The organism is Hymenobacter sp. R533113 (assembly GCF_056835965.1).
The window spans coordinates 1-26,198 of record NZ_JAKWBD010000002.1 but is presented as its reverse complement, the minus strand read 5'-3'; the positions used below and the strand labels follow the sequence as shown (position 1 = coordinate 26,198).

Annotated in this window: 28 protein-coding genes; 13 read left to right on the top strand and 15 right to left on the bottom strand. The window is 55.2% G+C overall.

The annotated features are described in order from the left end of the window. Positions 1-10: 10 nt before the first annotated feature. From MKZ35_RS05905 to MKZ35_RS05860, 10 genes are all read right to left on the bottom strand, one after another. Positions 11-1,807, bottom strand: a complete 1,797-nt coding sequence (locus MKZ35_RS05905; RefSeq protein WP_482512307.1) for a S41 family peptidase — start codon at positions 1,805-1,807, stop codon at positions 11-13. A 510-nt stretch (positions 1,808-2,317) separates the two neighbouring features. Next, positions 2,318-2,977, bottom strand: coding sequence for a hypothetical protein (locus tag MKZ35_RS05900; protein ID WP_482512306.1), 660 nt, complete (start codon positions 2,975-2,977; stop codon positions 2,318-2,320). A 193-nt stretch (positions 2,978-3,170) separates the two neighbouring features. Continuing rightward, positions 3,171-4,376 carry a DUF4982 domain-containing protein gene (locus tag MKZ35_RS05895; RefSeq protein WP_482512335.1) on the bottom strand — a complete coding sequence of 402 codons (1,206 nt, stop codon included), beginning with the start codon at positions 4,374-4,376 and terminating at the stop codon, positions 3,171-3,173. A gap of 49 nt (positions 4,377-4,425) precedes the next feature. After that, the gene (locus MKZ35_RS05890; RefSeq protein WP_482512305.1) at positions 4,426-4,818 is read right to left on the bottom strand and encodes a hypothetical protein; all 393 of its coding nucleotides are present in this window, start codon (positions 4,816-4,818) and stop codon (positions 4,426-4,428) included. A 263-nt stretch (positions 4,819-5,081) separates the two neighbouring features. Continuing rightward, positions 5,082-5,432, bottom strand: coding sequence for a hypothetical protein (locus MKZ35_RS05885; RefSeq protein WP_482512304.1), 351 nt, complete (start codon positions 5,430-5,432; stop codon positions 5,082-5,084). Between the two features lie 212 nt (positions 5,433-5,644). Then, the gene (locus MKZ35_RS05880; protein ID WP_482512303.1) at positions 5,645-6,250 is read right to left on the bottom strand and encodes a hypothetical protein; all 606 of its coding nucleotides are present in this window, start codon (positions 6,248-6,250) and stop codon (positions 5,645-5,647) included. A 33-nt stretch (positions 6,251-6,283) separates the two neighbouring features. Further along, entirely contained in the window at positions 6,284-6,493 is a 210-nt protein-coding gene (locus MKZ35_RS05875; protein WP_482512302.1) for a hypothetical protein, read from the bottom strand. Between the two features lie 194 nt (positions 6,494-6,687). After that, complete coding sequence (locus tag MKZ35_RS05870) at positions 6,688-6,891, bottom strand: hypothetical protein (protein WP_482512301.1); 204 nt, start codon at positions 6,889-6,891, stop codon at positions 6,688-6,690. A gap of 57 nt (positions 6,892-6,948) precedes the next feature. Continuing rightward, entirely contained in the window at positions 6,949-8,736 is a 1,788-nt protein-coding gene (locus MKZ35_RS05865; RefSeq protein ID WP_482512300.1) for an efflux RND transporter permease subunit, read from the bottom strand. Continuing rightward, positions 8,736-9,251 (bottom strand): hypothetical protein, encoded by a 516-nt coding sequence (locus MKZ35_RS05860; RefSeq protein WP_482512299.1) that lies wholly within the window; start codon positions 9,249-9,251, stop codon positions 8,736-8,738. Before MKZ35_RS05860 ends, MKZ35_RS05865 begins: the two co-directional genes overlap by 1 nt. Positions 9,252-9,402: 151 nt before the next feature. Here MKZ35_RS05860 and MKZ35_RS05855 point away from each other — a divergent pair, with 151 nt between their 5' ends. From MKZ35_RS05855 to MKZ35_RS05825, 7 genes are all read left to right on the top strand, one after another. Next, complete coding sequence (locus tag MKZ35_RS05855; protein ID WP_482512298.1) at positions 9,403-9,624, top strand: hypothetical protein; 222 nt, start codon at positions 9,403-9,405, stop codon at positions 9,622-9,624. A gap of 446 nt (positions 9,625-10,070) precedes the next feature. Then, positions 10,071-10,442 carry a hypothetical protein gene (locus MKZ35_RS05850; RefSeq protein WP_482512297.1) on the top strand — a complete coding sequence of 124 codons (372 nt, stop codon included), beginning with the start codon at positions 10,071-10,073 and terminating at the stop codon, positions 10,440-10,442. Positions 10,443-10,678: 236 nt separating this feature from the next. Beyond that, positions 10,679-10,975: a TIGR03643 family protein gene (locus MKZ35_RS05845; RefSeq protein ID WP_482512296.1), complete on the top strand. Its 297-nt coding sequence runs from the start codon at positions 10,679-10,681 to the stop codon at positions 10,973-10,975. A gap of 234 nt (positions 10,976-11,209) precedes the next feature. Beyond that, positions 11,210-12,034 (top strand): hypothetical protein, encoded by an 825-nt coding sequence (locus MKZ35_RS05840; protein WP_482512295.1) that lies wholly within the window; start codon positions 11,210-11,212, stop codon positions 12,032-12,034. A gap of 230 nt (positions 12,035-12,264) precedes the next feature. After that, entirely contained in the window at positions 12,265-13,059 is a 795-nt protein-coding gene (locus MKZ35_RS05835) for a thymidylate synthase (RefSeq protein ID WP_482512334.1), read from the top strand. 260 nt (positions 13,060-13,319) lie between these two features. Then, complete coding sequence (locus MKZ35_RS05830) at positions 13,320-13,913, top strand: energy transducer TonB (protein ID WP_482512294.1); 594 nt, start codon at positions 13,320-13,322, stop codon at positions 13,911-13,913. A 158-nt stretch (positions 13,914-14,071) separates the two neighbouring features. Next, entirely contained in the window at positions 14,072-14,293 is a 222-nt protein-coding gene (locus tag MKZ35_RS05825) for a hypothetical protein (protein ID WP_482512293.1), read from the top strand. Here MKZ35_RS05825 and MKZ35_RS05820 read toward each other — a convergent pair. The 4 genes from MKZ35_RS05820 to MKZ35_RS05805 all read right to left on the bottom strand — a co-directional run bounded on the left by MKZ35_RS05820 (position 14,278) and on the right by MKZ35_RS05805 (position 17,954). Continuing rightward, on the bottom strand, positions 14,278-15,114 hold the full coding sequence (locus tag MKZ35_RS05820; RefSeq protein WP_482512292.1) for an aminotransferase class IV: 837 nt from the start codon (positions 15,112-15,114) through the stop codon (positions 14,278-14,280). The two genes, MKZ35_RS05825 and MKZ35_RS05820, sit on opposite strands and share 16 nt — an antisense overlap. A 184-nt stretch (positions 15,115-15,298) precedes the next feature. Further along, positions 15,299-16,183: a transposase gene (locus MKZ35_RS05815; RefSeq protein ID WP_482511702.1), complete on the bottom strand. Its 885-nt coding sequence runs from the start codon at positions 16,181-16,183 to the stop codon at positions 15,299-15,301. 66 nt (positions 16,184-16,249) lie between these two features. Next, positions 16,250-17,449: a DNA-processing protein DprA gene (gene dprA / locus MKZ35_RS05810; RefSeq protein WP_482512291.1), complete on the bottom strand. Its 1,200-nt coding sequence runs from the start codon at positions 17,447-17,449 to the stop codon at positions 16,250-16,252. 148 nt (positions 17,450-17,597) lie between these two features. Then, the gene (locus MKZ35_RS05805; protein ID WP_482512290.1) at positions 17,598-17,954 is read right to left on the bottom strand and encodes a MerR family transcriptional regulator; all 357 of its coding nucleotides are present in this window, start codon (positions 17,952-17,954) and stop codon (positions 17,598-17,600) included. 261 nt (positions 17,955-18,215) lie between these two features. Here MKZ35_RS05805 and alaS point away from each other — a divergent pair, with 261 nt between their 5' ends. The 6 genes from alaS (at position 18,216) to MKZ35_RS05775 (ending at position 24,935) form a co-directional block, all read left to right on the top strand. After that, positions 18,216-20,948, top strand: a complete 2,733-nt coding sequence (alaS, locus tag MKZ35_RS05800; RefSeq protein WP_482512289.1) for an alanine--tRNA ligase — start codon at positions 18,216-18,218, stop codon at positions 20,946-20,948. Between the two features lie 11 nt (positions 20,949-20,959). Beyond that, positions 20,960-21,445 (top strand): DUF6650 family protein, encoded by a 486-nt coding sequence (locus MKZ35_RS05795; protein WP_482512288.1) that lies wholly within the window; start codon positions 20,960-20,962, stop codon positions 21,443-21,445. Positions 21,446-21,539: 94 nt separating this feature from the next. Continuing rightward, positions 21,540-21,770 carry a hypothetical protein gene (locus MKZ35_RS05790; protein WP_482512287.1) on the top strand — a complete coding sequence of 77 codons (231 nt, stop codon included), beginning with the start codon at positions 21,540-21,542 and terminating at the stop codon, positions 21,768-21,770. Then, positions 21,767-22,030, top strand: coding sequence for a Txe/YoeB family addiction module toxin (locus MKZ35_RS05785; RefSeq protein WP_482512286.1), 264 nt, complete (start codon positions 21,767-21,769; stop codon positions 22,028-22,030). Before MKZ35_RS05790 ends, MKZ35_RS05785 begins: the two co-directional genes overlap by 4 nt. A gap of 76 nt (positions 22,031-22,106) precedes the next feature. Then, positions 22,107-23,570, top strand: coding sequence for an Asp-tRNA(Asn)/Glu-tRNA(Gln) amidotransferase subunit GatB (gene gatB / locus MKZ35_RS05780; RefSeq protein ID WP_482512285.1), 1,464 nt, complete (start codon positions 22,107-22,109; stop codon positions 23,568-23,570). 207 nt (positions 23,571-23,777) lie between these two features. Beyond that, positions 23,778-24,935, top strand: coding sequence for a redoxin family protein (locus tag MKZ35_RS05775; RefSeq protein ID WP_482512284.1), 1,158 nt, complete (start codon positions 23,778-23,780; stop codon positions 24,933-24,935). Between the two features lie 334 nt (positions 24,936-25,269). Here the strand turns inward: MKZ35_RS05775 and MKZ35_RS05770 are convergent, their stop codons facing one another. After that, positions 25,270-25,926 carry a hypothetical protein gene (locus MKZ35_RS05770; protein ID WP_482512283.1) on the bottom strand — a complete coding sequence of 219 codons (657 nt, stop codon included), beginning with the start codon at positions 25,924-25,926 and terminating at the stop codon, positions 25,270-25,272. Between the last annotated feature and the right edge of the window lie 272 nt (positions 25,927-26,198).

Below are 26,198 nucleotides of genomic sequence, written 5' to 3'. Positions count from 1 at the left end.
TTCAGCTCAGCTATTGCTGTTCCAGCCACTCTACGGCTCGTAGCAGCTCCGCATCCTGTTCCTGTATTATTTGCGCTAAAGTGGGCGTTACAATTTCGTTCGGTGCAATACCAGTGCCTTGGTAAGGCTGATTCCGGGCAATAACGCGGCGGCCAGTCCAACTGAGCATGTAGGCCCGACTTATGGCGGCAAAGTTCATTTCGCCGTTGGTGCCGCCGGTGAACTGGCCCAGCAATAACCCCAAGTGGTAGCGGTGAACCAGCTCCGTAATAGTTTCACCGTAGCTGTACGTATGGGGGCCAATCAGAAATACCTTGGGGGCCGAAAGCAGCGGCAGCTGTGGAGGCCGAAGTTGAGAGTTGGAACCCCGGAAAATTGCCCCCCGGAAATCCGGTTGTCGGAGCAGGGGCGTGGCTGTGCTGTCGGGGAGCATAGAGTCGGCCGAGAAGTGGGGTAGCACCCGCGAAAAGTCATAGGTAGGGCGTTGCCGCAAATCCACTATAATACCCCTGGCCGCTCGCAGTTGAGGAAGCGCCCGCTGAAAATCCACGTAGCGTAAGCGGGCAGCATTAAGGCAAAAAATACCCGGCTCTACCTCCCGCACCGCCGGTGGCTGATGGTACAGACTGCCCTGCGCCCGACGAAGCGCTACTTGATAATCAACCAATTGGCCTTGTGCATTGAGCAGCGTAAAAGTAGCCACCGGAGCCAAAGCCGCTACGTGTGTCAGCAAGGATTCAGCCGCGAGCTGGCGGGCTACTGCTGGGGAAGTGGCCGGAATAGCGGCCTGCAAATCAGTCAGTAAGGCCGATACGGGTTGTCCGTTCACCTGTGTCAAAACGGTGCCTGGTGCCAGCTCAGGCCGCAACTCCGGTGGCGAATGCCGCACTATTACCTGACTATCGAGCAACGTAAATTGCAGCGCCCAAGGCGGGGGAACGATATGCAAGCCAGTACGGGTTTTCGGACTTATACTTAAATGCCGGTCAGGCAGCTGGGCCAGCAACATACGGCAGGCGCGGAGCAGCCCGGCTTCAGTGTCAGTCCTGGTTGCCTGCTGAAGCGCCTCCGGCAGCATCGCCGACCAGCGGGTGCGGTTCAGTATGTCACGGTAGGGATAAAAGTGCTGAATAATATTCCAGGTCAGAATGACCGTGGCAAGGCGGTGCGCGGCGTCATCTGCCCGAAGTCGCCGCACCCGACGGCCCTGCGGATGACGGGGTTGACGCTGATAATCAGCTTTTGAAAGCACCAAGGGAATTGATAGGCGAACGGAATCCGTAAGCCAAGCGCTATAATATTGCTGGTCAGCAGGGAAAATGTTAGCTATTTCCGCTGCTGGAGCGGCCCGAATGCGACTGTCATAGTGTAGTCTCGCCAGCCGGAACATGAGGCGCACTACGGGTAGTCCAGTTTTGTCCATTCCCAGCCCGTGGTGCTCCCAGAAGTAATAAGGCCCGGCACTGAACAACGGGCCCCCCGATGAATCCGCCGTGGCCGCTTCTGGCTTAGTGAAAATGCCCCCCAACGCTACCAAGGGGCGTAATAGGCTATCGAGCGTAACTGCCAACGCCGCATCAGTGCGGGCTCGACGGACAACCGGGATAACACGCACTAGCACGGTTTCCCAATTCACCTTTGCAGTATGACGGTTGGGGTAGAAATATTTTACACTGCCCACCAAGTGAGTTAGCGCCGTGAGATTGCGGATTTCACGGCTGGTAAGCGTATCTGCTGAACCGGCTGCGGCTGAGGACGTGAAGAGTAATAACGCCGCAATGCAAAATACTAAGCGAGAAATAAGCATAATGCGGCAGGAGTTATAATCGACAGTGCAAGCTATGGCGGAAGAAATAAAGCTAGCTACTTCGTCTTAACTACCGCCGCCGCTATTGGCAGCCTTTCCACCGAAGCCCGTAGCGTAATTTCCCCCGTCTGCTCGTTGACCTTAATACTAGCCAACGCCCATCCCTACTAGGCCTTACATGAAAGCTTATCTACTATCTGATAAAACAGTTCTAGGCAGCTTTTATATGAAGATACTTGACAAAACGATGGGGGTTATTGGCGGTGATTTCAATCCGACAGAGCAATATATTTTGAGTTTCCAACAGGTATTTAGAAACCAAGTATTTAGATGCGAATTGGATATTAATTGAGTCCCTTAACCTATCAGTTGTAACAGAGAAAGGTGCCCGTTTAGACCCAGTTGGAGGAAAAGTCGTCAATGATTTTGAAGACTTTTCCAGCAAGTTTACTATTGAGGTATGTGGTGTTGATTTAGAAGGTTTGAACTTAGAAGAATACAAACCACAATCTAACGAAACACGCAGCTGGTGCCGCTCCACATCGCCGTAATCCGAGCCTCCGGACCCGGCCCGTCAAATAAGCCATACAGGCCCGCGGACGTAGAAAACTCATAGCCCAGGCTGGACTTGACGACCTTAATGACGTAGGCACTCTCCATTTCAGTCCGGGTGGAGCCGAGACCTACGCCCGCCATAGTGGTGAGGGCAGAGGCTTGAACCCGCGCTGGGTTGAGCGACCAGCCCACAAACTGCCACTCCCGGTCCGCCGCGCTGGGGGGCGTTTTTTCCTGGAAAGCCAGGGTAAGGCCATTGGCCCAGGTGGCCATTTTCAACGGGCCGGCACCGCATTCCCCATTCACGCCGACGCTGGTAGGTGGCTGCCGCAAGATGGTGGTTAGTGTAGCAACCAACGGCTCAAATGGCCGGCCCAGCGGGATTTCTGTCGTGGCGCCTGTCTGGGAATTCACTAGTTGCAGGGCGTTAGCCGTCAATGCCAGCTTCACTTGGGTTTCAACGGGCACGGCCGAAGCTGCCGAATCGGTGCTTTCCGTGGTGGAATCCGGTGTGAAGCTAGTGCTGGGCGCAGAGACCTCCGTGGGGAGGTCAGTCCGGCTTTGACAGCCTGGCGCAAGCAACCCAAGCAGAAGCATTGTGAGAAGTAGTTTCATAGGCAGGGACAGCAGGTCTTAACGTGAGGCCACGAAAAGTTCTGCTAGTAAATGGTTACTGCTCATACGGCAACAGGCTCTTTCTGTCGAGCTTATATCATTACTGCGCTTTGGCCTCTGTTCCATGAGTAAAGCTAAACTGTGGCAAACCGATACCAATTGGAGCTTGGCTATCCTAAAGAAATACGGACAACTATTCCGCCGTAATTGCTGCCTCTGCAGCCGGCAAGCCGTCGGCAAGAGCTCGTAGGATAATCTTCCCCGCCTTCTCACTTGACTTAACGATTACCAACGCCCGCCCCTGCCAGGCATTGCGCTGGGGGCGCTGGTAGCTCTCAACGCTGCGAGGATTAGCATTCCCGACGCCGACAATGGTGCCGGGGCCGCTTAGCTCAAACTTCAGCGCGTTTTCAGCTTTGGGGTGCCGAATGCTTTTGCTGTCGATCAGTTCCACGGTGATGTAGCTCAGGTCCTGGCCGTTGGCCCGGATGGTTTGGCGATCGGCGCTGAGGGCTAGGTGGGTAGGTTGGGCAGCCGTTTGCAGCACGGCGGTGCTCACTTGCTGATTGCCAGTGCGGCCGATGGCCTTTAGCTCGCCGGGCTGGTAGGGCACGCTCCAGGTAGCGATGAACTTGGTGGCGCGAGTTGTCGGTTTTACACCGAGGGTCTTGCCATTCAGCAGGAGCTCGACCTGCTCGCAGGAGGAATACACTTCCACCGTCAGCGGCTTGTTTTCCTGGCCCTGCCAGGTCCAGTCGGCTACCACGTCGTGCCATTCCCACTTGCTCCACTCTTCCTTGTTAGGATTCAGCGGAAAAGAGGGCGTGGGGGGCTTTATGAAGTGCGAAACCTGATTTTCTTTCCACAGCGCATCGCGGTAATACGACTGAGGACGCTTCCAGCCGCAAATGTCGATGTCGCCGCAAAAGGCCAGATTCCAGGGGTAAAAATACTGGTACTGCCAGTAGCCCAGCCAGCCGATGCTGGCTTCGCCGATGTAGTCAACGGCGGTCCAGACGAAGTCGCCGACCACGTAGGGGTGGTCTACCACGTTCATCCAGCTGCCAAAGGCTTCGAGCGGGTAGGACTCCGCGCCGTACATAATGCGTTTGGGCAGGCGGGCGTGGTCCTGGGCGTAGATATCTGGCTGGTGATGGTCGCCGCCGCCGGCGTAGTTGTAGCCGGCCACGTCGAGCACGGCGAAGTAGGGGTCTTTGTCGGGGCCGAGGCCATTCACGGCGGCGGTAATGGGCCGGGTGGTGTCGAGGGTACGGATATAATCGGCCAGCTGACGGGCGGTTTTTACGCCTTCCGCGGTGCCGCGCTCGGGTATTTCATTGCCGAGGCTCCACAGGATGATGGACGGGTGGTTACGGTCGCGGCGCACCATGCTGGCTATGTCCTGTTGCCACCACCTGTCGAAGTAGAGGTGATAATCATAAGGGTTTTTAGCTTCCCGCCACTGCCGGCTTCTCCACCGACCAGCGTTCCGGCGACTTCACCGTCAGCAGCTGATCCACGGTGGCCGTGGTGCCCGCCGCCACGGTTTGCTTCGACTCGGTACGAGCTACTTCCTGGCCAGCGGCATTGCGCAGGCGGGTCACCAGCGTGATTTGGACTCCCTGCTGGGTCTCGTTTACTACCTGGGTTTGGGCTTTTACCTGCGCCGTCGCGGCCGTTACGGTGGGCGTGGTGAAAAAAGCCCCCCACTGCCGGATGTGCACGGGCGCCTGCACCGTGAGCCACACGTGGCGGTAAATGCCGGAGCCAGAGTACCAACGGCTGTTCGCGCCCTCGTTTCTGACCTGCACGGCCACCACGTTGTTGGCCCCAAACTTCACTTTATCGGTTACATCGTACCAGAAGCTGGTGTAGCCGTAGGGGTGCGGGTTTGGGCTTGCAACATCATGATAAGCAGGAGCAAGAGCAGGGTCAGGGTGAATTTCATGCAGCGGGAGAAACGGAGAGGCTTTCAGACAATACTCGCGTTTTTTGCGAATAGACTGGGGAGTGTAGAGACGTAATATTTTGCGTCTCGTCGTTGAACAATGTGCTGGAATAGAGCCCGAACGGCGCAGACGACGAGACGCAAGATATTGCGCCTCTACCCCGAAAAATCTGACTTGCAATTTTCACATTTGTATAGCGTCGTGCCAGCATAAAACAGCCGCTTCCACCACACCGGCCGCAGCGCAGCGGCTACTGCCAAAGATCCGCAACGGGGGCATTTATGGGGCGCCGGCTCTACGCGGCGGCGCTCAAACTCCGCCACGATTTGTTGGGCCGCGGGCGCCTCATCTTCTTCTATTAATAACTGATAATACAGCCCATCGCCGAAGGGAAAGGAGGGCGGCCCGCAGGTTTTGACCAGCGCAGCAATTTCGGCGTCGCGCAGCTCATTATACAGCCCCACGGCTTCGGCGTACGTCAGGTATTGCGCAGCCGGAATAAGCATGTGGAGAAGCTACTGGGGGGCATTTTTTAGTTATTAATTCAGTTGTCACCCTTGATCTGGCGTACGGCGCGAAGGACCTTGTAGGATGGGCACGGCTAGCGCAACAACCACTTGTTCTGATGCGATAAGGTCCTTCGTGCCGTACGCCAGATCAAGGATGACAACTCAAACAACGTCAGCAATGACAAGACTCCAACTCTTGTGTCTCTACTCTACCGCGCTCTGGGGGGCAAATTTAGCGGCGGGCGCGGCGGGCCGGGATGCGCTGGCGCAGCTTGAAAATATACAGCAGCAGCCCCACGCAGAGCAAAGCTAAGCCTAAGGCAATCATCTCGCGACTGGTCCGGGCGTCCTCGGCTTCCTTGGCGGCGGATTGGGCGTCGAGGAGCTTTTTCGCGCTGCTTATCACGCATTTCCAGGTTCTGAATCTGGTTTTCCAGGTCGTAGAAGCGCTGCTGGGTGCTGCTCTGGTCGGTTTGAGCCACCGTGATTTGCTGCTGAGCCTGCTGCTTCTCGGCTACGACGCTAGCCGTGCGGCGCAGGGCGTCGTTTTTCACGGCCTGCACAATTTCGGTGTCCTTGCGGATGATGCCTTTGAGCGATTCCACTACTTCCTGCAAGTCTTTTTTGGAAGGCTGATTGCCAAATAAGCTGCTGCGGCGGGCATTAGCCGCTTCGTATTGGCGCACCAGCAGCTCCCGCTCCTGAATCAGGCGGGTGACGGGGCTAGGCTCCGTAACTGGAACCGAACCAGCGGTTTGCGCGGCGGCAAAGAAGGTGATGAACAGGAAAAACCCGGAAAGCAAGCATCGTATCATACGGCAAAGTAACAACGCCTTCCCATTACTCGCCTAGCGACTCTGGCGTTGCAGCGGAACCGGCCGCATCTTACCCTGGCGGTGCCGCTGCCACAGAATGTAGCCCAGCAGCACCGCGCTCAACGCGGCCAGCCCCATAGCTATCATCTCGCGCTGGGCACGAACCTGCTCGGCTTCGGCCGCAGCTGCCTGGGCTATGAGCAGGCGGGTTTCGCGCTCTACTTCCCGCTTTTCGCGCTCCATCTCTCTGATCTGCAGTTCCTCAATCTGATTTTCCAGGGCCGCGTACCGACCGTTGGTAGCAGCAATGGCCTTGCTTTCGGCCCGAATACGCGCGGCTTCAATTTGGGCTAAGTTGGGCAGGGTGCGCTGCTTTACGGCCTGTAAAATCTCGGTGTCTTTGCGAATAATCCGGCGCAGGGCCGCGTTTACCTCGCTCAGATCTTTCTTGGAGGCTTTTTTCCGAACAAGCCATTGCGCTGGCTACTGGTTTGCTCGTAGGTGCGCATGAGCCCGTCCCGTTCTCGGATTTCGCTCAGCAGCGGATCATTCGCCGCCGTAGCTTGCTGGGCCAATGCTCCATCGACGCCCACGACCAGCAGCAGCCAGAAAAAATACACGTTCTCAACCTCATACGCCATTATAACGGCGAAGTGCCGCGTGTAGTTTGTCTGGGTGGCGGCTTATATAGTAATGCGCTAATTAGCCCCCAGCGCCGCCACCGGCTGTCGTATCTCCTTGGGCTTGTGCTTGTAGAAGTACAGGATAAGCAGAGGCAGCAGCGTCAGCTCGGCCACAACGCCGAACAGCAGCGTGAGACCAATGAGCAGACCCACGTAAAACGTGCCGTCGAAGGAGGAAAAAATCAGCGTGGAAAAGCCCCCCACAAGTATTAGCGAGGTGACAATTACGGCTTTGCCGGCCATCAGATAGGTGCGTCGCACTGCCCGAAACAGGTTAGGCTCTTTAAGTAATGTCAGCTTTAACTTGCTGATAAAGTGAATGGTATCATCCACGGCAATACCAAAGGCAATGGTGAAGATGATGCTGGTGCTCACCTTCATGTTTACGCCAGCAAGGCCCATCACGCCCGCCACCACGATAATGGGCACGAGGTTGGGCACGAGCACCACGGCCGTCATGCGCAGGCTACGAAACAATGCCAGCACGATCAACATGACCATGATAATATCGAGGCTCATGCCCACAATCATATCACGGCTGAGGTTTTCGTTGTTTTTGTCGATGAGATTGGCCGAGCCGGTGAGGCGGGTTTGCAGCAGGCTGGCATCGATGTTTTGGGCTAAGTAAGTGCGCAACTTGGCATTGGCTGCGTCGGCGCGAATGCTGCCGATGTCGGACATGCGGCCGGTGAGGCGGCCTTCGCGGGCGTCGGGCTGCACCAGGGAGCTAAACTCCGGCTTCTTGCGAAAAAGCTTGATTTTGGACAAAATGCGGCGCATTTCCGCCTCCGACTCCGGCAGGCGATACTCGGCCACGTCGCCGCCATTCAGCGCCTTGCGCACCGACTTCACGATGGTAACCGGTGAGGCCACGAAGCGCAGGCCGTAATCCTGGCGTAGGTAGGTTTCGACGCGCTCAATCTCGTGCAGCACGGCCAGATCGTAGATTGTGCCGCCGTTGGCCGGCTTCAAATCAAGCTCGAAGGGCCGCACGCCGGCAAAGTTTTGCTCAAAAAAGCCGAAGTCCTGGCGCACCGGGTCGCCCTCCGACAAGTCGTCGAGCAAGGCCGAATTGATGCGCACCTGCATGGCCGAGGCGAGGGAGCCGGCAATTAGTAGCCCCCCAAGCCCGAATACCAGCCGCCGTCGCACCAGCACCCAGCGAAACAAGCGGCCGAGTACGCCGTCCCAGTCGCGGCCGTGCTGGCGGGGCTCACGCAGCTGGGGCTTGCGCAGCAGCAGGAGCAGGGCCGGCAACAGCGTGAACGTGAGCACGAAAGCCAGCAACACGGAGATGCCCGTGAACAGCCCGAAGTTTTGAATGGGTCGGATGGAGCTGGTCATCAGCGAAAAGAAGCCGATGCTAGTGGTCAGCGCCGACAGGCCCGAGCCGAAGCCCGACTCACGAATAGTGGTGCGCAGGGCCGCGTTTTTGGGGGCTCCGTAGCCCAGCTCCGTCACGTAGCGGGTGATGAAGTGAATAGTGTCGGACATGCCCACCGTGAACATAATAACCGGCAGCAGGGCCGTCATCAGGTCAATGCTGACCCCACAGGCCGACATCAGCCCCAGCCCCCACAAAATGGCCCCCAGCACCACCACCAGCGGTATGACCACGCCCCACCACGTCCGAAACGTAAACCACAGCAGCCCCGTGACCAGCAGCACCGACAGGCTCATGAACAGGATCATTTCCCGCTGCAACCGATCCACGAACACCGATTGCGCCACCAGCTTGCCGGCCAGGTGGTAGTCGCTGTCGGCGAAGCCCAACTGGGTGAGCTTGCTAGTTAGGCTGGTCATCAGGGAGTCGCCGGGGGCTTTTTCAGGTCGGGCGCGGTCTGGAGCATCACCGTGACGGCCCGGCCGTTGGTGGCAAACAGGTTGCCCACCAGGCCCGGCGTCCGGTAGATGAGAGCCGAATCGGCGGGCAGGCGCGCGGGCTCATCCAGGTGCAGGTACGGAATGTTGAATACCCCCAGGCCTTCCACAATAGGGTTGGTAAGCGTAGTGGGCGAGGTGACTTGCTCTACGTAGCGCTGGCCCTGGGCAAAGCGCGTAAACGAATCGACGCGGGCCAGGAACGGCGCGTTGAAGACGGAGCCGTCAGCTGGGGCTTCCAGGCCAATGAGCACGTAGTCGTTGTCGTTGCCGAAGCGTTTGGAATACTGCTCGTAGTAATCCAGGTCGGGGTCGCCGGCGGGGTAAAAGTCGTTGAAGTTATAGTTGAAGCGCAGCTGAGCCACGTAATACACGCTCAGGGCCGATATGAGGGCCAGCACCAGCAGCGTGAGGTAACTTAGTTTGCGAAGGGGCATTCGAGCTAGATAGGATATACTAAACGGCGGCGTACTTGGCAATTTAAGCCGCCATGCGTACTTTAGAAGCGGCGAGCAGTAGTAGGAAGGCGCAGCCAAGCCAACCACGCCCCGCCAGGTTTTGTTTCCTCACTTTTGCTTCTTCCCCTTTATGAAAAACGCCCTGCTTGCCCTCGCCCTGTTTGCTTTCGTCGGAACCGCTGCTGCCCACGAGGGCAAAGACGAGAAGAAGTCCAAGAAAAGCGCCGCCGCCAAAACCTGCACCATGCCCGAGAAAGGCACCGCGGCCTGCTGCATGAAGAAAGACACCAAAACGGCCGCCGTGAAAGCCGCGCCCGCGCCGGCCGCCGCGCCAGTTACGAAGTCGCTGTAAATAGATCATTAATAAAAAAGCTGCGCTGATCAGCGCGGCTTTTTTGTTAACATAGAAATGAAGCTTCTGTGAAATCTCGCTGGATTAATTCACTTATTTGGGTGCTGTTTGGAATTGGTGTCTATTGTGGGTTCGCAGTCTTGAATACGATGGTCAGTCTTAAATATGAAACGCAAGGCGCAACAGATTGCGTCTCTGATGTCACTGGCCAAAACTTATGCGTGCTTTTAAGCGCTTACAAAACGGGGGGCATCGGTGCCTTATTCAGTAGTCTGGGTTTAACAACTTTGAAGGGTTTTTCCAATAAGAAAGAGTAGTGATAAGCAACTTCCATCATTGCTACCACAAATCAACGTGTCGCTTTTACAAAATAACAATTCTTACTTATTGCAACCATAAGGGCCAGGCGATGAGTCTGCTACAAAACCATTACCGCCTCCTTATATATGCCCTCTATAAAACTTCTAGCCGCTGGCCTATGCCTGCTGTGCTTCGCGGGGAGCGGCTGCCAGGAAGATGCTGATGCATTAAGCTATTCCTGCGCTTCTGACGCCCCGTCGGTAAAGCAGGCGAACGACTTGGTGGGCACCGTGTTTTTCAACGATACGGAGCAGCGCTACACCATTGTGCGCGCTATACCAGGCACGTATGATTCTCAGGACGTTGGCTTCGTGTGCACGTTGCCGAAGCGTTTGCAGCAAGATGGAAAGCAGGTAGTATTCAGTGGCACCTACCGCGTTTACACGGGCAACTCTCGCCCCATGCTTGGGGGGCAAACGTATTATTATCTGGACTTGGCCCAAGTAGAGGCGCAATAAAGTCAGCGTGCAGGAAAGCCGCCGCCGCCGCCCACTCTGGGGGCTTTTTTTGGTGTTTGGAAAAAATAAACACCCGAAATAGCTGCTCAGAAATGCAATCAGTCGCGCCCGCACAGAACATTGACAACGGCACTCAGTTACAGAAGCGCCGGCCGCTGCTACCCCACAGAAGCAGATTCTTTCTGCCGAATGAAACGCCTTACTGCGACCGGCTCGCCCCATCTATTCCGAATGCTATGAAAAACGAAGAAAAAGCCCCCCAACCCCTGTCAGCCGCCGACATTGACCGCATCATTGAAATGGGCTGGGAAGACCGCACGCCTTTCGAAGCCATTGAAGCGCAGTTTGGCTTGGCAGAGAAAGACGTCATTGCCCTCATGCGAAAGGAAATGAAGGCGTCCTCATTCAGAATGTGGCGCAAACGCATGGCTGGCCGCAGCACCAAGCATCTCGCGCTTCGGGCTGATGATATGGATGGGTTTAAGAGTAATCAGCAACGCGCTATTTCGATGAATAAGATCAGTAAGCGGTAGTTTTTAACAAGGCGGTCATGCTGAGCTTGTCGAAGCATCTCTACTGCTTTGCTGTGCATTAATTGGGATTAATAACCAGTAGAGATGCTTCGACAAGCTCAGCATGACCGCCTTTTAGATGAAGTTATTATACTAAGATGTGTGGACAGTCGGGGCTACTTTTGCGAGATGCGACGCCACGAACTAACTGCGGCTCTATGGCTATTTTAAGTCTACTTGTTACCACGTCTAATTATGCCATCCAGCCGCAAACGCAACCATAGCAAATCCAACGCAAAACAGACCCAAGGGAAAAATCCTCAACAGCCACGTCCCCGGTATAAACCTTTCGGGCTCACACCAGAGCAGATGCAAATACTGCATGGTGATGATAGCACACCTGAAGATGTTCAAATGCAAGTTATCCGTCTCGCTTACGAAACAGTAATGATGGAAGTCAAGCGTCGGATGAACTGTATTCAGTTGTTGCAGACCGGAAAGTTTACCAATCCCTACTTAGCTATTAACATTGAAACCATTGCCTTAAATTTCCGCAAGATTGCTGAACTGATATTGTTCGCAACGCTTATTGGTCACGAAGAGGAATACAGTGCGCTTTACGAGATAGACGAGGAATGGCGAATTGGGCAGATTATCAATCGCGTCAAGGAAATTAACCCGAATTATTATCCTCAACCCCATATACAAACACGGGAGAAAGACGAAAATGGAGTATTAGGTTTTCAGCCGTTGCCGGAAGGCAAGTGGTTGACCGAAGACGAACTACGAGACATGTATAGCCAGTGCAGTAGTTTGATTCATGCTCGGAACCCATATAAGCCGGAAATCGACTATGATGATTTTAAGCCGAAGTTTACCGTCTGGTATAGCAAGATTGTTCATTTGCTGGGTCAACACAATGTTACCATACCTGGACATAAATATCTGCTTAACTGCATGATGGACGTACCACCAAGCGGTAATCCTCATGCAACGGTCTTCGCAAACATTACTAATAATCATCCCAACTACAAAGTTGTTGACAATAAGATAGTTTGGAAGAATAGCAAAGCAAGCTAGGAATATTGAAGTGCTAGATAAGTAGATATTTGTTTAATACGTGTGGCTAAATAAGTATCTATTTTCACTCAGTTGGTTCGCGGCATCGCATTCTGCAAAAGCGCCCCCGACTGTCCACACCCCCCAGGAAAACAGAAAAGCCGCCCTAAACCGGGCGGCTTTTTCTATTTTTGACAACTCGACCTATCCGCACCTCTTTCAAGCTGGCTTCGGCTGGCGCTATTCTTCGCATGCAGCAGTACCTCGACCTCGTTCGTCACATTCTCGACCACGGCACCACCAAAACCGACCGCACTGGCACCGGTACGCTCTCGGTATTTGGCTACCAGATGCGGTTCGATCTGGCCCAGGGCTTTCCGCTCGTTACGACCAAAAAAGTCCACCTCAAAAGCATTATCCACGAGCTGCTGTGGTTTCTGCGCGGCGACACCAGCAATACGTCGCTGGAAGAAGTGGGCGTGAGCATCTGGCGCGAGTGGGCCGACGAGAACGGGAACCTGGGGCCCATTTACGGCAAGCAGTGGCGTAGCTGGACGGCCCCCGATGGCCAGAGCATCGACCAGATAGCCGAAATGGTGCGCCTGCTGCGCACGCAGCCCGACTCGCGGCGCATGGTGGTATCGGCCTGGAATGTGGCCGACCTGCCGCTCATGCGCCTCACGCCCTGCCACGCTCTGTTTCAGTTTTACGTGGCCGATGGCAAGCTTTCCTGCCAGCTTTACCAGCGCTCCGCCGACGTGTTTCTGGGCGTACCCTTCAATATTGCTTCCTACGCTATACTCACGCTGATGATGGCCCAGGTAACCGGCCTGCAGCCCGGCGAATTCATCTGGACCGGCGGCGATACGCACTTGTACTCCAACCACCTGGAGCAAGCGCGCCTACAGCTCACACGCGAGCCGCGGCCCTTACCGCAGCTGCGCCTGAACCCTGTCGTGACCGATATATTCGGCTTTCAGTATGAGGACTTTGCCCTCGAAAATTACGAGCCGCACCCAGCCATCAAGGCGCCCGTCGCCGTATAGTTGGTCGTTAGCTTGAGAAGGAACCGATTGTAAAATTCGCTCAGGCTGAACGCCCCGAAGCAGCCCACGAATGGATGCTGTGTTTGTAATCGTATGCCAGCCTGCGGGATGCTTTGCAACCATTTAGCTGGCGGCTCTCATCAAATAGGAGGCTACTTGACGTTCGGCAACGGGGAATTTATTTGCCGGGGCTGACGTAGCATAGCAAGCCGAAACAAATTTGCCCCCCGGCATCCGTTAACTCACAAGTAGTAAGTACTATGAAGCGTAGCGCCGCGACTCCCGCAAGCTTGAAGCACAAAGGATTACTGCTGCTCATCGGGTGCTTACTGCTGACCCTGATGGCGGCCCCCGCGGCCTATGCGCAAGGCAGCTACAACCGTTGGACGGCCCAGCCGCCCGCCACCATTGAGCCCTTACAAAAAAAGCAACGAGCCGCTAAACCGCAGCCGCCGGCCGCGACGCCAGATACCACGGAACAGCCCCGCGTGGCCCAATCCAAGCTGCTAAAGCGCGGCCTGGGTAGCCGCATGCGCCAGGGGCAGTCGTTGCCCGAAGACAGTATTTCGATGGTGTTCTTCTCCCAGAATAGCCGCTATCCGTCGCCCGCGGTGCAGGCGCGGGCCGAGGCGAAAGTGGTTATCAGGCTACAGGTAGCGCCGAATGGTCGGGTGAGTCGGACGTCGGTTGTTGCTCTCACGCCGGCGCCCAACCCGTACCGCGATGGGCCAGTACCGGCTCCGGCCCTGCAAGCTCTTGCCGAGGAGGCGCAGCGCGTATTCCGAATGCTGCGTTTTGAGCCTGGCCCCCAAACTTCAGAAGAAGACTTGAGCGCTAATTTCTCTATTCAATAGCAATTGTCAGGCTGTTACCTATATTGCATTTAATACTATATACCTCCCAATATAAGACGATGAGAACCCCATACTATTTATTTAATATAATTATTTAAATAAGAATAAAATTATCCAAAGTCTGAATCCGAACCATCACGAACTCCGTAGCTGCCCGCGTGATTACTCGCGACTACTTTTCAATTTACGTTACCGAATCAGAGCAGAGCGTGCTGACGCGTCAGCACCGTGCATGGGTAGCACTGTACGCTCTGCACGCTGGGCAAGGCCCCCGTATGGACGTATTACACACGAACGATGTGACCGAAGCCGATTTGCTGGAGTTCGAGGAGAGCTGGCGCAAACTGCGGCGTCGCAACCCGGCTCAACTGGTTAAGTAATCTGCTTCCCAGCGTTGTAGGTCCGCGTAAAAGGAGCCGGCATCAACAGAGAAAATAGTGCTGCCTAGTTGGCTGACTGGGCGCAGCGTGGCTACGTTGGCAGTAAATGCGAAGGTGGCGTCCAGGAGCTCTTGGGGCAAATAAAGCCCTTCGGCAGTAGCCAGGCCATGTATCTGAGCGGTGCGCAGAAGGTGAGCCCGGCGCACTCCGGCCACGCAGCCAGTGCTTAGTGCCGGCGTATATAGACAATCGTTTTTGACCCAGAATATTGCGGCTGCTCCGGCTTCGGCAACGTGGCCGGCGCTGTCCAGCAGAATAATTTCGTCGAGGCCGCGCTCCGCTCGTTCGCGGGCGGCCAGTACGTAGGTCAGCGCATTGGGGCCTTTGCAAAAGCTCAGGGACGACAAGTAGGTGCGCGCTAGCTGGCTAAAATCGGCGCGTGCACCGGTGGTTGCAGCTGGCTCGTAGGCCGCGGCCGTGACCAGGTAATCGGCGGTGGAAGTAACAGGCGTGTATAAGCCGGCGCCCGCCCGCCAGATCTGCAGGCGAAGACGGGCCGCTGCTAAACCTTGAGCATCTGTTAGCTGCTTAAAAATGCCCCCCAGTCCTTCTAATGTGTCTATTTCGGTTGGTAGAGTAAGCTGAAGCGCGGCTGCGGCAGCCTGCATCCGGTTCAGGTGATAGGGGAGCAGGCGCACACCGCCCTCGGTCCAGATGAGGGTTTCAAAAAAGCCGTCATTGTAGAATAAGCCTCGGTTGGGCAAGGCCAACGCAAAAGCCGTTTCCTCGATTAGTTGGCCGTTGTAGATGAGATGAGTCAAAACCGGCGAATAAGAGAAAAGATAAGTGCTGGGTGGTACTACGACTTTTTCCGTCGTAGTACCACTATCGTTAAGCGACCCGCATGAGTGCAGGCATCAGCAGCAATAGTTGTCCTACGAAGCCCTGTGGGCGATTCGTAGGACAACTCCGCCCGGCATCAGTGGAATTTTTATTATTTGATAATCAGCAGATTGAGCAGATATTCTTGAAATGTGCTACTTCGGCGCACAAAGCGAAGGCATCGGTTAGCTTTTCCTTTTTTCTCATCCGGTTGGTTGTACGAAGCACGAAAAACGATTTGAGTCGTGCAATGACATTCTCCACCACGACGCGAAGTGGAGCCAACACCTGATTAATAAGACGTTCGAGTGGCGTGAGTGGATGATTTTTTCGCGCCTTAAAAGGAATAAAAACATACTTGCAGTTAATAAATTTTTTAATACCCACAAAGCCTGCATCCACATGAATCCGATAGTTTTTTAAGGTTATATGTGCGAAAATTTCTTTGAAAATAGTGAAGTCATGCGTTCGGCCACTATAGGCTTTGCTGATCCACAACAGCCGGCCGCTGAGCGAGCAGATGAGCAACCATTTCAGGGTGTGCCTTTTTTTACCACTATAAAATTCCTCCTGAAGCTGCTGATTAGCAGCCCGTTCAATCGGAACTTCGGTTACGTCAATGACTAAATCGTCGATACCCGCGAAGAGGTCGTCAAATTGCGTCTGCTTGGTAAATAAAACGCGTTGTGTCAGGCCTTGTGCTTGCAAAGCTGCTTTTAAACACGGTTTTAGTCGCTCTAAATACTGGCTCACCGCAAATTCAGAAAAGCCGAAGTAGATGGCCATATTATGCAGCGTGGGATAGGCTTTATAGTAGTGCAGAATAAAAAATAAGGCTTCGCGTGTATCGGTTAAAACCGGGTTTGATTTTAGGTAGGGTTGCGGAATTTTGGGTTCATAAAAAGGCGCGAATAGCTCGTAAAGCTGGTCGAACTGAACTTGAGTTAGCCCGGTTGCCGCTTTGTATTGGTTGTCCGTTCGCAGGTTGTGGTAGATGCTGAAAGCCATACAAAAATGAAAAGAACTGTTAATGCCCACAAGCTACTGATTATCAAATAATAAAAAATCTAGTTATTATAGCAGCGCAAAACGCTTGCCGGGCAGGGCCTTTACCACGCCCCGAAACTCCAGCCCCAGCAGTAGGCTAGCCGCCTGATTAACGGGCAACTGGGCTTTCCAGCTCAGATTATCCAGCAATTCTTCCTGCAAAGCCAGCACTTGTATAAGCTGAAGCTCCTCGGTCGAGAAATTGTCGGCGTCGTAGGTGGCTGGGGGGCGTTTTTTACCGGTTTGGTGCAGGGCCGAGTCCCAGTTGAGCACTTCTTCCAGGTCGCGGGGCTCGGTGTACATGGCCGCTTTGTTGCTTTTAATCAAATGGTTGCAGCCTTCGGAAGTGTCGGTGCCGAGGTTGCCGGGCACGGCCAGCACGTCGCGGTTATAGCTTAGGGCAATTTCGGCGGTGATAAGGGCGCCGCCTTTACGGGCCGCTTCCACGACCACGGTACCATCGGAGAGGCCGGCGATAATGCGGTTGCGGGCCGGAAAGTTGTAGCGGTCGGGCTGGGTGCCGAAGGGAAATTCGGTGAGCAAGCCGCCCTGGGTGAGCATTTTCTCGGCCGTTTTGCGATGGACGGCGGGGTAAATAATGTCCAGGCCCGTGGCCATGACGCCGATGGTTGCCAGACCTTCCTGCAAAGCGGCGCGGTGAGCTGTAATGTCAATACCATAAGCCAGGCCACTGACGACCAGCGGATTGTGCGTTACCAAACCCTTTACAATGTGCTCAGTTTGCTCACGGCCGTAGTCAGTGGCTTTGCGGGTGCCGACCAGGGCTACGGTTTTGGGGTGGTTGAGGTCGGCGGTGCCTTGGTAGTATAGCAGGGCAGGAGCGTCGGGAATGATTTTGAGGCGACTGGGGTAGCGCTTGCTGGTGTAAAACAGCAGCTGCACGCCGTCTTTCTCGGCCCGGCGCAGGGTGGTTTCAGCGAGCTGTAATACTTTACCGCGCTCGCCGCCAGTAAGTGTAGCCACCGTCGTGTGGCCGACGCCCGGAATCTTGCGCAGCTTACCGGGGGGCAAATGCAGAACGTTTTTGGCCGAGCCACCATAGCTCATCAGCTGGCGAGTGAGCTGGGGGCCAATTCCGGGAAATAAGGTGAGAGCGACTTCGTAGAATAACGTATCGTCGGCGGGCATGAAGTAGAAAGCGTATGGAAGCGAGTAGAGAGTGGTGCCTTCCGGCCAGTCAAATAGTACGCCACGACTTGAATTCAATCAGTAGTACTTTATCCCGAAAGGCGGTCATGCAGAGCGCAGCGAAGCATCTCGCGTGCTGACGCAGGATTAGTAATCCTACTACCGCTAGCGAGATGCTTCGCTGCGCTCTGCATGACGTTCTGATTAGATACTACTGCTATTGCTCTTACTGCGTCTTACTGATAGCGTCCAGCTCCTTCTTCATGGTCACCATAAACTTGCGCACCTTTTCCAGGCTCTGAATCACGTCGATTTTCTCCTTGAGCTGGGGGCCTTTTTGCTTCATCAGGTCGCGGGCGCCGGGAATGGTGTAGCCGCGCTCTTTTACCAGATGATAGATGGTGCGGAAAATATCGATGTCCTGGGGCGTGTAGAGGCGGTTGCCTTTCTTGCTCTTGCGCGGTCTAAGTTCCTCAAACTCCGTTTCCCAGAAGCGAATCAGCGACGGCGCGACGTTGAATTGGGCGGCTACCTCGCCGATGGTGAAGTACTGCTTTTCGATGTCGCGTTCTTTGTAAGGCATAAGGCTAGCGCGATGTAGCGCGAACTTTTAGTTCGCGTATCGTTGAGTTAATGGCTGGGGGGCATTTTTGCAGCAAACCTGACGAAACGCGAACTGAAAGTTCGCGCTACTATCAAAGTCGGCTAACTTTGCTGCTAGTGCCATTAAGTTTAATGGCGAAAAGTAGCCAAAATCCTGGTCGCTGCCAACTTTCGGGTGGCGCGGCCGGCTTCCGTTCCACGATTCTAACAATTCCCTAAGCTCAAGCTTAGGGCTCCAGCCATGTCACTTCCTTCGGCCCACCACGTTCGCCAGCAATTCCTCGATTTCTTCGCTTCCAAAGGCCACCACATTGTGCCGTCCGCGCCCATTGTGGTCAAGGACGACCCGACGCTGCTGTTCATCAACTCGGGCATGGCCCCGTTCAAGGATTATTTCCTCGGCAACAAGCCCGCGCCCTTCAAGCGCATCGCCGATACCCAGAAGTGTCTGCGCGTGTCGGGCAAGCACAACGACCTGGAAGAGGTGGGCTACGACACCTACCACCACACCATGTTCGAGATGCTTGGTAACTGGTCGTTTGGCGATTATTTCAAGAAAGACGCCATTGCCTGGGCCTGGGAGCTGCTCACCGAAGTGTATAAGCTGCCCAAAGACCGCCTCTACGTCACCTACTTCGAGGGCGACCAGGGCGACGGCCTCGGCGCCGACACCGAAACCCAGACGCTGTGGCGGCAGTATGTGGCCGAGGAGCGCATCATGCCCGGCAACAAGAAGGATAACTTCTGGGAAATGGGCGATACCGGCCCCTGCGGCCCCTGCACCGAAATTCACATCGACCTGCGCGACAAGGCCGAAGTAGCCCAAAAATCGGGGCGGGAGCTGGTGAATAATGACCACCCGCAGGTAGTCGAAATCTGGAACAACGTGTTCATGGAATTCCAGCGCCTGGCCGACAAGAGTTTGGTGAAGCTGCCGGCCCAGCACGTCGATACGGGCATGGGTTTCGAGCGCCTGATGATGGCCGTGTCGGGCGTAAAGTCGAACTACGACACCGACGTTTTTCAGCCGCTGATTCAGTTTATTGCCAAGGAAGTGGGCATAGAATACCACGGCACGACGCCTTCTTTGTCAATTAACAATGAGCAATTAACAATTAACAGTTCGGACGAAGCCAACAACCAACAACCAGAAACCAAAAACCAGGAAAAGACGGATATTGCCATCCGCGTTATTGCCGACCACATCCGTACCATCAGCTTCACCATTGCCGATGGGCAACTGCCCAGCAACGTGAAGGCCGGCTACGTGATTCGCCGCATTCTGCGCCGCGCCGTGCGCTATGCTTTCTCGTCGCTGAATCAGAAGCAGCCTTTCCTCTATAAGCTGGTGCCCGTGCTGGCCGACCAGATGCGCACTATTTTCCCCGAGCTAAAGCAACAGCAGCAGTTCGTGCAGCGCGTGATTGAGGAGGAAGAAATTGCCTTCCTGAAAACGCTGGAAAACGGCCTGCGCCGCCTGGATGCCTTGGAAGCAACCGCCAAAGCCAACGGTAACCGCATCGACGGCGCTACGGCTTTTGAGCTATCCGATACTTTCGGCTTTCCCCTGGACCTTACCGCTCTCATTGCCCGCGAAAAAGGCCTTACTGTGGACGAGGAAGGGTTTAAGAAAGAACTGGAAGCCCAGAAAAGCCGCTCGCGCAACGCCCAGGAGGCCGAGCAGAGCGACTGGACAATCGTAACGGAATCGGAGGAGCAGCCGGCCTTTGTGGGCTACGACCTGGAGGAAGCGCCGGCCCGCATTCTGCGCTACCGCCGCACCGACCGCAAAGGCAAAACCGAGTACCAGGTGGTGCTGGATCAAACGCCGTTCTACGCCGAGTCTGGGGGGCAAATTGGCGACACGGGCTACCTGGAGTCGGACTTGTCGAAGGTGCGGGTGATTGACACGAAAAAGGAAAATGACCTCATCGTGCACACCGTGCTGGATTTGCCCGAAGACCTGAACGTCGAGTTTATCGGCCGCATCGACCGCGCCCGCCGCGACCAGATTCGGCGCAATCATACGGCTACGCACTTGCTGCAAGCCGCGCTGCGCGAGGTAGTAGGCACCCACGTCGCGCAAAAAGGCTCCCTGGTAAACGAAAAGCTCCTGCGCTTCGATTTCAGCCACTTCACCAAAGTAACCGACGATCAGCTGCGCCAAGTGGAAACCTTGGTAAATGAGCGTATCCGTCAGCAAATCCCGCTGGATGAGCGCCGCAACGTGCCCATTGCCGAGGCGAAAGAACTAGGTGCCACGGCCTTATTCGGGGAGAAATACGGCGAGTTTGTGCGCGTCATCACCTTCGATAAAGAGTTCTCGGTGGAGCTGTGCGGCGGCACCCACGTGCGCACCACCGGCGACATCGGCTTCCTCAAAATCACCGCCGAGTCGGCGGTAGGAGCCGGCGTGCGCCGCATCGAAGCCGTAACGGCTGAGGCTGCCGAGGCCTACGTGAATCAGCAGGTGGACTTACTTCAGCAGGTGCGTGAGGCGCTGGGCAACCCGCAGCATCTGTTGACCAGCATCGAAAAGCAAACGGAAGAAATTGCTGGCCTGCGCAAGCAGATTGAGCAGTTTGCCCAGCAAAGCCTCAACCAGCAGAAAGACCAATTGGTGGCCCAGGTAAAGCCCCTAAATGGTGTAAACTTCCTCGCCGCTCAGGTGCAGGCCACCTCCGCCGACGGCCTCAAAACGCTAGCCTTCAATCTGCGTCAAGCTGTGCCCAATTTGGTGCTGGTGCTCGGCGCTGAGATTGATGGCAAACCGCAATTAGCCGTAATGCTGGCTGATGAACTGGCCGCGGGGGGCAAATTGAACGCCTCCACGCTGGTGCGCGAACTAGCTAAAGAAATTCAGGGCGGCGGCGGCGGTCAGCCGTTCTTTGCTACGGCGGGGGGCAAAAATGTGGCTGGATTGGCGGCGGCTATTGGGAAGGCGGAGGAACTTATAAATAATACCATTGGCTAATTTGTGTATCAATGAATTTTACAGAAATACTTAGTCGAATTACTGGTTTTAGCATTCCAGTATTTGGCGTGTCTTGGAACCCATCTGCCCCTGAAATTACAGTAGCGCGTCAATTGCTTGTTTTCCTCGAAGACCGCCGTGTATTGTTCAACGATTATGAATTGGAAAGCCCGGAATACTGTGCTCAATCCGTAATAAAAATCCGAGAATTTCTAACTGATACATTGAAAGGGTTGAATGACGGTAGTGCGCTAGCTGAACAGATTCGCCCAATGCGTAGTGCTTGCAGGAGTTTCCTTGACGCAGTTCAAGATAAACGAAGGCCTCGCTTGGTTGTCGATAGTAGATTTAGTTCAGGTCCGGAAAGTTGGACGTTCTTCACTGCATTAGGGAAGCTCAGAGCTGATTTAGGCTTGCGTATTAGCGCTGTAGCAATCATGTATGGTTTAGAAGTTAAAGATGAATTAGCGCGAATTCTGCCGCCAGATGTCCGATAAATTATTTAATATCAACACTCTTGTTGAAGTATTAGCTGCACTTCCCTGACCCGCCCGGCGTTAAACAACTGCACCTTGTAAACTCATTCAAAATATGCGAATCACGTTTGAAGTGCCCGATAACCGCGCCGCCTTTATCTTGGAATTATTGCGTGGGCTGCCCTACATTACTTTGCGCGGGGAGACGACCGAAAGTGAGCCGGATGCAGATCAGGATACCACCGAATACCTGCTGGCTTCGCCGGCCAACGCCGAACACCTGCGCGAGTCGCTTGCGCAAATACGGCGGGGGCAAACCGTGCAGGTAGATATTCCGGCGGAGTGAGAAGCGTAAATTTTTCAGTGAATGCCTTTGAGCATTACCAATACTGGCAGGAAACCGACCAGAAAATCCTGCGCAAACTCAATCAACTTTTACGCGAATGCCAGCGGACACCTTTCGCGGGAACCGGCAAGCCCGAACCGCTGAAAGGTGAGTTAGCGGGGCTGTGGTCGCGGCGCATCACCCAGGAACACAGGTTAGTGTATAAGGTTGATGCAGCTAATGTGTTCGTAGCTTCCTGCCGCTACCACTACGAGAAATAAAAGGTAGCCAGCGTATCCTACCTTCGCATTATAAATCAGCCTAATCAGCCGAAAAATCCGCGTAAATCTGCGATTCATGGACGAAGCAATAAAATCGAAATACCAGCCTGTAATCGGGCTGGAAGTGCACGCGCAGCTGCTCACGCACAGCAAAATGTACTCCTCCGACGAGAATGAGTACGGCGCGCTGCCCAATCATAACCTGTCGGTGATTACGCTGGGGCACCCCGGCACGCTGCCGCGGGTGAACTATACGGCCGTGGAGTTTGCCATGAAAATGGGCCTGGCCACCAACTGCCACATTACCCGTGACAACCTGTTTGCCCGCAAAAACTACTTCTATCCCGACCTGCCCAAGGGCTACCAGATCACCCAGGACAAAACTCCGATCTGCACCCAGGGCCACGTCCCGATTCGGCTGAGTGACGGCACCACGCGGGAAATCGGGGTGACGCGCATTCACATGGAGGAAGACGCGGGCAAATCCATGCACCTGGCGGGCGAGGTGGAAACGCTGGTGGATCTGAACCGCGCCGGCGTGCCGCTGATTGAGATTGTGTCGGAGCCGGACATTCGCAACGCGGAGGAAGCCTACGCGTATCTGGCCGAAATCAAGAAGCTGGTGGTGTATCTGGGTATTTGCGACGGTAACATGGAGGAAGGCTCTCTGCGCTGCGACGCCAATATTTCGGTGATGCTGCGCGGGGCCGATAAGTTCGGGACCAAGGTGGAGGTGAAGAACATGAACTCCTTCCGCAACGTGCAGCGCGCCATTGAGCACGAGATTGAGCGGCAGATAGCTATTCTAGAAGCCGGCGAAACCATCGACAGCGAAACGCGTGGCTTCGACGCGGCCTCGGGCACCACGAGTGGGCAGCGGAGCAAGGAGACAATGAACGACTACCGCTACTTCCCCGAGCCGGATTTGCCCCCCGTGGTCATCGATGATGCCTGGCTGCACCGCGTGCAGGCCGAGTTGCCGGCCTTGCCTCAGCAACTTTACGCACGCTTCACCGGGGAGCTAGGCCTCTCGGATTACGACGCCTCGGTGCTCACCGACCAGAAGGAAGTCGCCTTGTACTTTGATGAGCTGACCCGCCAGACGACCAACGCCAAAGCCGCTGCTAACTGGGTAATGGGTCCGGTGAAATCGTACCTGAATGAGCGTGCCTTGCCACTGGCTGATTTTCCTTTGAGCACGCAGCACTTAGCCGATATTATTGAGCTTATCGACGCGAATAAGATCAGCCACTCGGTTGCCTCCAAGCAGCTGTTCCCTTATTTGCTCGAAAACCCAAGTAAAAATGCCCCCCAGGCCGCGCAGGAGCAGAACCTGCTGCAGGAGTCGGACGAGGCAGGCTTGCTGGCGATGGTAGAGCAGGTATTGGCGGCCAACCCGGCCAAAGTAGCCGAATACCGCGCCGGCAAAAAGGCGCTGACCGGCATGTTTATGGGCGAGCTGATGAAGCTGACCGGCGGCAAAGCCGACCCGAAAGCAGCGAACCAATTGCTGCGCCAGAAGCTGGATGCCAGCGCTTAAATGTAGAGACACATACCTGTGTCTCCTCTCTGAACGATACCGTTAAACGATTCGCGGCCAGGCTGTTCAACGAGGAGATATAAATAGGTGTCTCTACATTTAAGCGCCCGCCCAGTGAAGCTTGGGTTACCGACCGGGGAACCTCAGCAGCCGAATTCGGCTTAGAATGAATACTCCCTGGTCTGATCAGGGTTTTTAACCGAGAAAATGAACAAGATGAAGAGTATTGTGCTGTTTACCGCCGTGCTGGGCATGGCTAATGCCTGCAACCGCGCTGCCGCGCCTACCTCCGGCACAGCCAACGCTGCTGCCAGCGAGAGTTACCAGGTAAGCGGACAGTTGACCAATGCCCCGGCCGGTACCAAAGTGTATTTGGCTGAGCTGGGCGAAACCCAGTATATCTCCCGCGATACGGCCATTGTTGACGAGAAAGGCGCTTTCACCCTGAAAGGCAGCGTGCCTGAAGCCGGCCTGTATCAGCTTAAAACGGACGATGCCAACCAGGTGCTGCTGGCTCTCAACAATGGCAGCCAGGTGCAGGTAAGCGGCGACGCTACTCAACTAAGCACCAGCTACACGGTAAAAGGCTCACCCGATTCAGAGCTGCTGCAACGCCTGATGCAGGAGCTGGACAAAACCAAAAAAACGGTAGAAAGTCTGGGTGAGCGCTACAACCAGGCGGCGCAGGCTGGCCGCGAGGACACCCTGCGCGCCATCCGGGAGCGCTTCACAACAGTGCAAGCTCGCAACATCGCTGGTATCAAACAGTTAGTGCGGCAGAACCCCAATTCAGTCGTGTCGGCTTTCGTGGTGGGCAACGTACTGAATCCGGATGAGCAGTTTGCGTTTGCCGATTCCATGGCCACGCAGTTCAAGAAAACCCTGCCCGACTCGCGCTACACGCAGTCGCTGGTGACGCGGCTGGATGTGCTGCGCCCCACGGCCGTGGGTGTGGTGGCGCCTGAGATTCAATTGACCTCTCCGGCCGGTGCGCCCGTGGCGCTGAGCAGCCTGCGGGGCAAGTACGTGCTCATCGATTTCTGGGCCTCGTGGTGCGGCCCTTGCCGCCAGGAAAACCCCAACGTGGTGCGCATGTACAACAAGTACAAAAGCAAAGGCTTCGAAATCTATGGCGTTTCTTTCGACCAGGACAAAACCAAGTGGGAGAAGGCTATTGCTAAAGACGGACTCACCTGGACCCACGTTTCGGACCTGAAAGGCTGGGAAAGCGCCGCGGGCCAGACCTATGGCGTAAAATCCATTCCCCAGACGCTGCTACTGGACCCGCAGGGTCGCATCATCGCTAAGAACCTGCGCGGTGAGGAGCTGGAGGAGAAGCTGAAATCAGTGCTGGCGGCGAACTAAAGTTCTGAGCTGTTATAAGTAAAAAAGCCCCCCAGCTAGATACTGGGGGGCTTTTTTATAGGACGTCATGCAGAACAGAGTGAAGCATCTCGTGTGCGGTCGTTGCCACAGTAAATCAACCAAAGAGAACGTCATGCTGAATCTGGCGTCTGCTTGTCGAAGCATCTCTACTTGGTTAGTAATCTCAACGAAGCGGTAGAGATGCTTCGACAAGCGGACGCCAGATTCAGCATGACAGTTATTAATCCCGCATCAGCACACGAGATGCTTCGGCTCCGCCTCTGCATGACCGCTTGTTTGAATTTACTGCCAAGTTCAACTAGTAAGCCTCGCTTTAACTCAAAAACATACGCTGCATGGCTTGCCAAAGCAGCTTTTTGCGACTGGTATCTTCTTCCAGTAACTCGATTTCGGCGGCGGGCAGATAGGCCACATCATTGACCAGCAGTACGGGCTCGTAAAGCTGGGTTTTGTACACGGCTACATCGGGCAGGTTTTTGCCAAAGCCAATGATTTGCTTGGCGGCCAGCTTCTGTCGCAACGTGCTCAGGGCCACGGGTAAATGTGATTCCACGTTGATCAGCACTACATCCTCCACAATCAGGCGGATAGCCTTGAGCAGGTTGTTGAGGAATACGTTTTTGGGCAGTCGCCGAAAGCGCTCCGGGTCCATGCGCACGATGATAATAAGGCCGTTCGCATTGCTGCCAAGTGTGGAGTAAGGCGTTTCGGTAAGGGGCGGGGCTGTGCGCTGTGGCCTATCCTCCACGGGTGGGGCAGGCGGAGCCGGAATTGTCGGCGCGGAAGCGGGTGGCGTGGGGGCAAATTCAGCCCGGCCATTGAAGGCAGCCTCGCGGGCGCAACAGGCTTCACCGCCACGGGTGGGGCGAAAACCGTCGGTGCCGGTACTACCGGTGCTGCGGGTGGGGCAGAGGGCTGGGGGCAAAACGGGCGCCGCCACTGGAGTAACAGGCTGAGCAGCAGTTGCCACCGGAGTAAGCTTAGCCACCGCCGCCGCTACTGGTAGCTGGGGGCATTTTCAGCAGTCTCCGCCACCACGTACAGCGATACGTTGGTGTAGAAGTTTTGAAAAAGCCAGCGACGCCTCGTGCATAGGTGAGTGGTGAGTGGTGAAGTGGTAAAATTATGAGATGGCAAAGAGTGAAGAACATTCTTCATTCCTCATGAAGCGCAGCACTATTACTCCAACTCAAAAATAGCCTTTAGTTCGGTGGCTTCATCTGGTTTCATGCGGCCGCCGAG

Excerpts from the sequence above, each read along its gene's own strand:
- MKZ35_RS05905 (WP_482512307.1), bottom strand. The coding sequence starts at position 1,807 with ATGCTTATTTCTCGCTTAGTATTTTGCATTGCGGCGTTATTACTCTTC.
- MKZ35_RS05900 (WP_482512306.1), bottom strand. The coding sequence starts at position 2,977 with ATGAAACTACTTCTCACAATGCTTCTGCTTGGGTTGCTTGCGCCAGGC.
- MKZ35_RS05885 (WP_482512304.1), bottom strand. The coding sequence starts at position 5,432 with ATGCTTATTCCGGCTGCGCAATACCTGACGTACGCCGAAGCCGTGGGG.
- MKZ35_RS05880 (WP_482512303.1), bottom strand. The coding sequence starts at position 6,250 with ATGATACGATGCTTGCTTTCCGGGTTTTTCCTGTTCATCACCTTCTTT.
- MKZ35_RS05875 (WP_482512302.1), bottom strand. The coding sequence starts at position 6,493 with ATGGAGCGCGAAAAGCGGGAAGTAGAGCGCGAAACCCGCCTGCTCATA.
- MKZ35_RS05870 (WP_482512301.1), bottom strand. The coding sequence starts at position 6,891 with ATGGCGTATGAGGTTGAGAACGTGTATTTTTTCTGGCTGCTGCTGGTC.
- MKZ35_RS05865 (WP_482512300.1), bottom strand. The coding sequence starts at position 8,736 with ATGACCAGCCTAACTAGCAAGCTCACCCAGTTGGGCTTCGCCGACAGC.
- MKZ35_RS05860 (WP_482512299.1), bottom strand. The coding sequence starts at position 9,251 with ATGCCCCTTCGCAAACTAAGTTACCTCACGCTGCTGGTGCTGGCCCTC.
- MKZ35_RS05855 (WP_482512298.1), top strand. The coding sequence starts at position 9,403 with ATGAAAAACGCCCTGCTTGCCCTCGCCCTGTTTGCTTTCGTCGGAACC.
- MKZ35_RS05850 (WP_482512297.1), top strand. The coding sequence starts at position 10,071 with ATGCCCTCTATAAAACTTCTAGCCGCTGGCCTATGCCTGCTGTGCTTC.
- MKZ35_RS05845 (WP_482512296.1), top strand. The coding sequence starts at position 10,679 with ATGAAAAACGAAGAAAAAGCCCCCCAACCCCTGTCAGCCGCCGACATT.
- MKZ35_RS05840 (WP_482512295.1), top strand. The coding sequence starts at position 11,210 with ATGCCATCCAGCCGCAAACGCAACCATAGCAAATCCAACGCAAAACAG.
- MKZ35_RS05835 (WP_482512334.1), top strand. The coding sequence starts at position 12,265 with ATGCAGCAGTACCTCGACCTCGTTCGTCACATTCTCGACCACGGCACC.
- MKZ35_RS05830 (WP_482512294.1), top strand. The coding sequence starts at position 13,320 with ATGAAGCGTAGCGCCGCGACTCCCGCAAGCTTGAAGCACAAAGGATTA.
- MKZ35_RS05815 (WP_482511702.1), bottom strand. The coding sequence starts at position 16,183 with ATGGCTTTCAGCATCTACCACAACCTGCGAACGGACAACCAATACAAA.
- MKZ35_RS05805 (WP_482512290.1), bottom strand. The coding sequence starts at position 17,954 with ATGCCTTACAAAGAACGCGACATCGAAAAGCAGTACTTCACCATCGGC.
- alaS (WP_482512289.1), top strand. The coding sequence starts at position 18,216 with ATGTCACTTCCTTCGGCCCACCACGTTCGCCAGCAATTCCTCGATTTC.
- MKZ35_RS05795 (WP_482512288.1), top strand. The coding sequence starts at position 20,960 with ATGAATTTTACAGAAATACTTAGTCGAATTACTGGTTTTAGCATTCCA.
- MKZ35_RS05790 (WP_482512287.1), top strand. The coding sequence starts at position 21,540 with ATGCGAATCACGTTTGAAGTGCCCGATAACCGCGCCGCCTTTATCTTG.
- gatB (WP_482512285.1), top strand. The coding sequence starts at position 22,107 with ATGGACGAAGCAATAAAATCGAAATACCAGCCTGTAATCGGGCTGGAA.
- MKZ35_RS05775 (WP_482512284.1), top strand. The coding sequence starts at position 23,778 with ATGAACAAGATGAAGAGTATTGTGCTGTTTACCGCCGTGCTGGGCATG.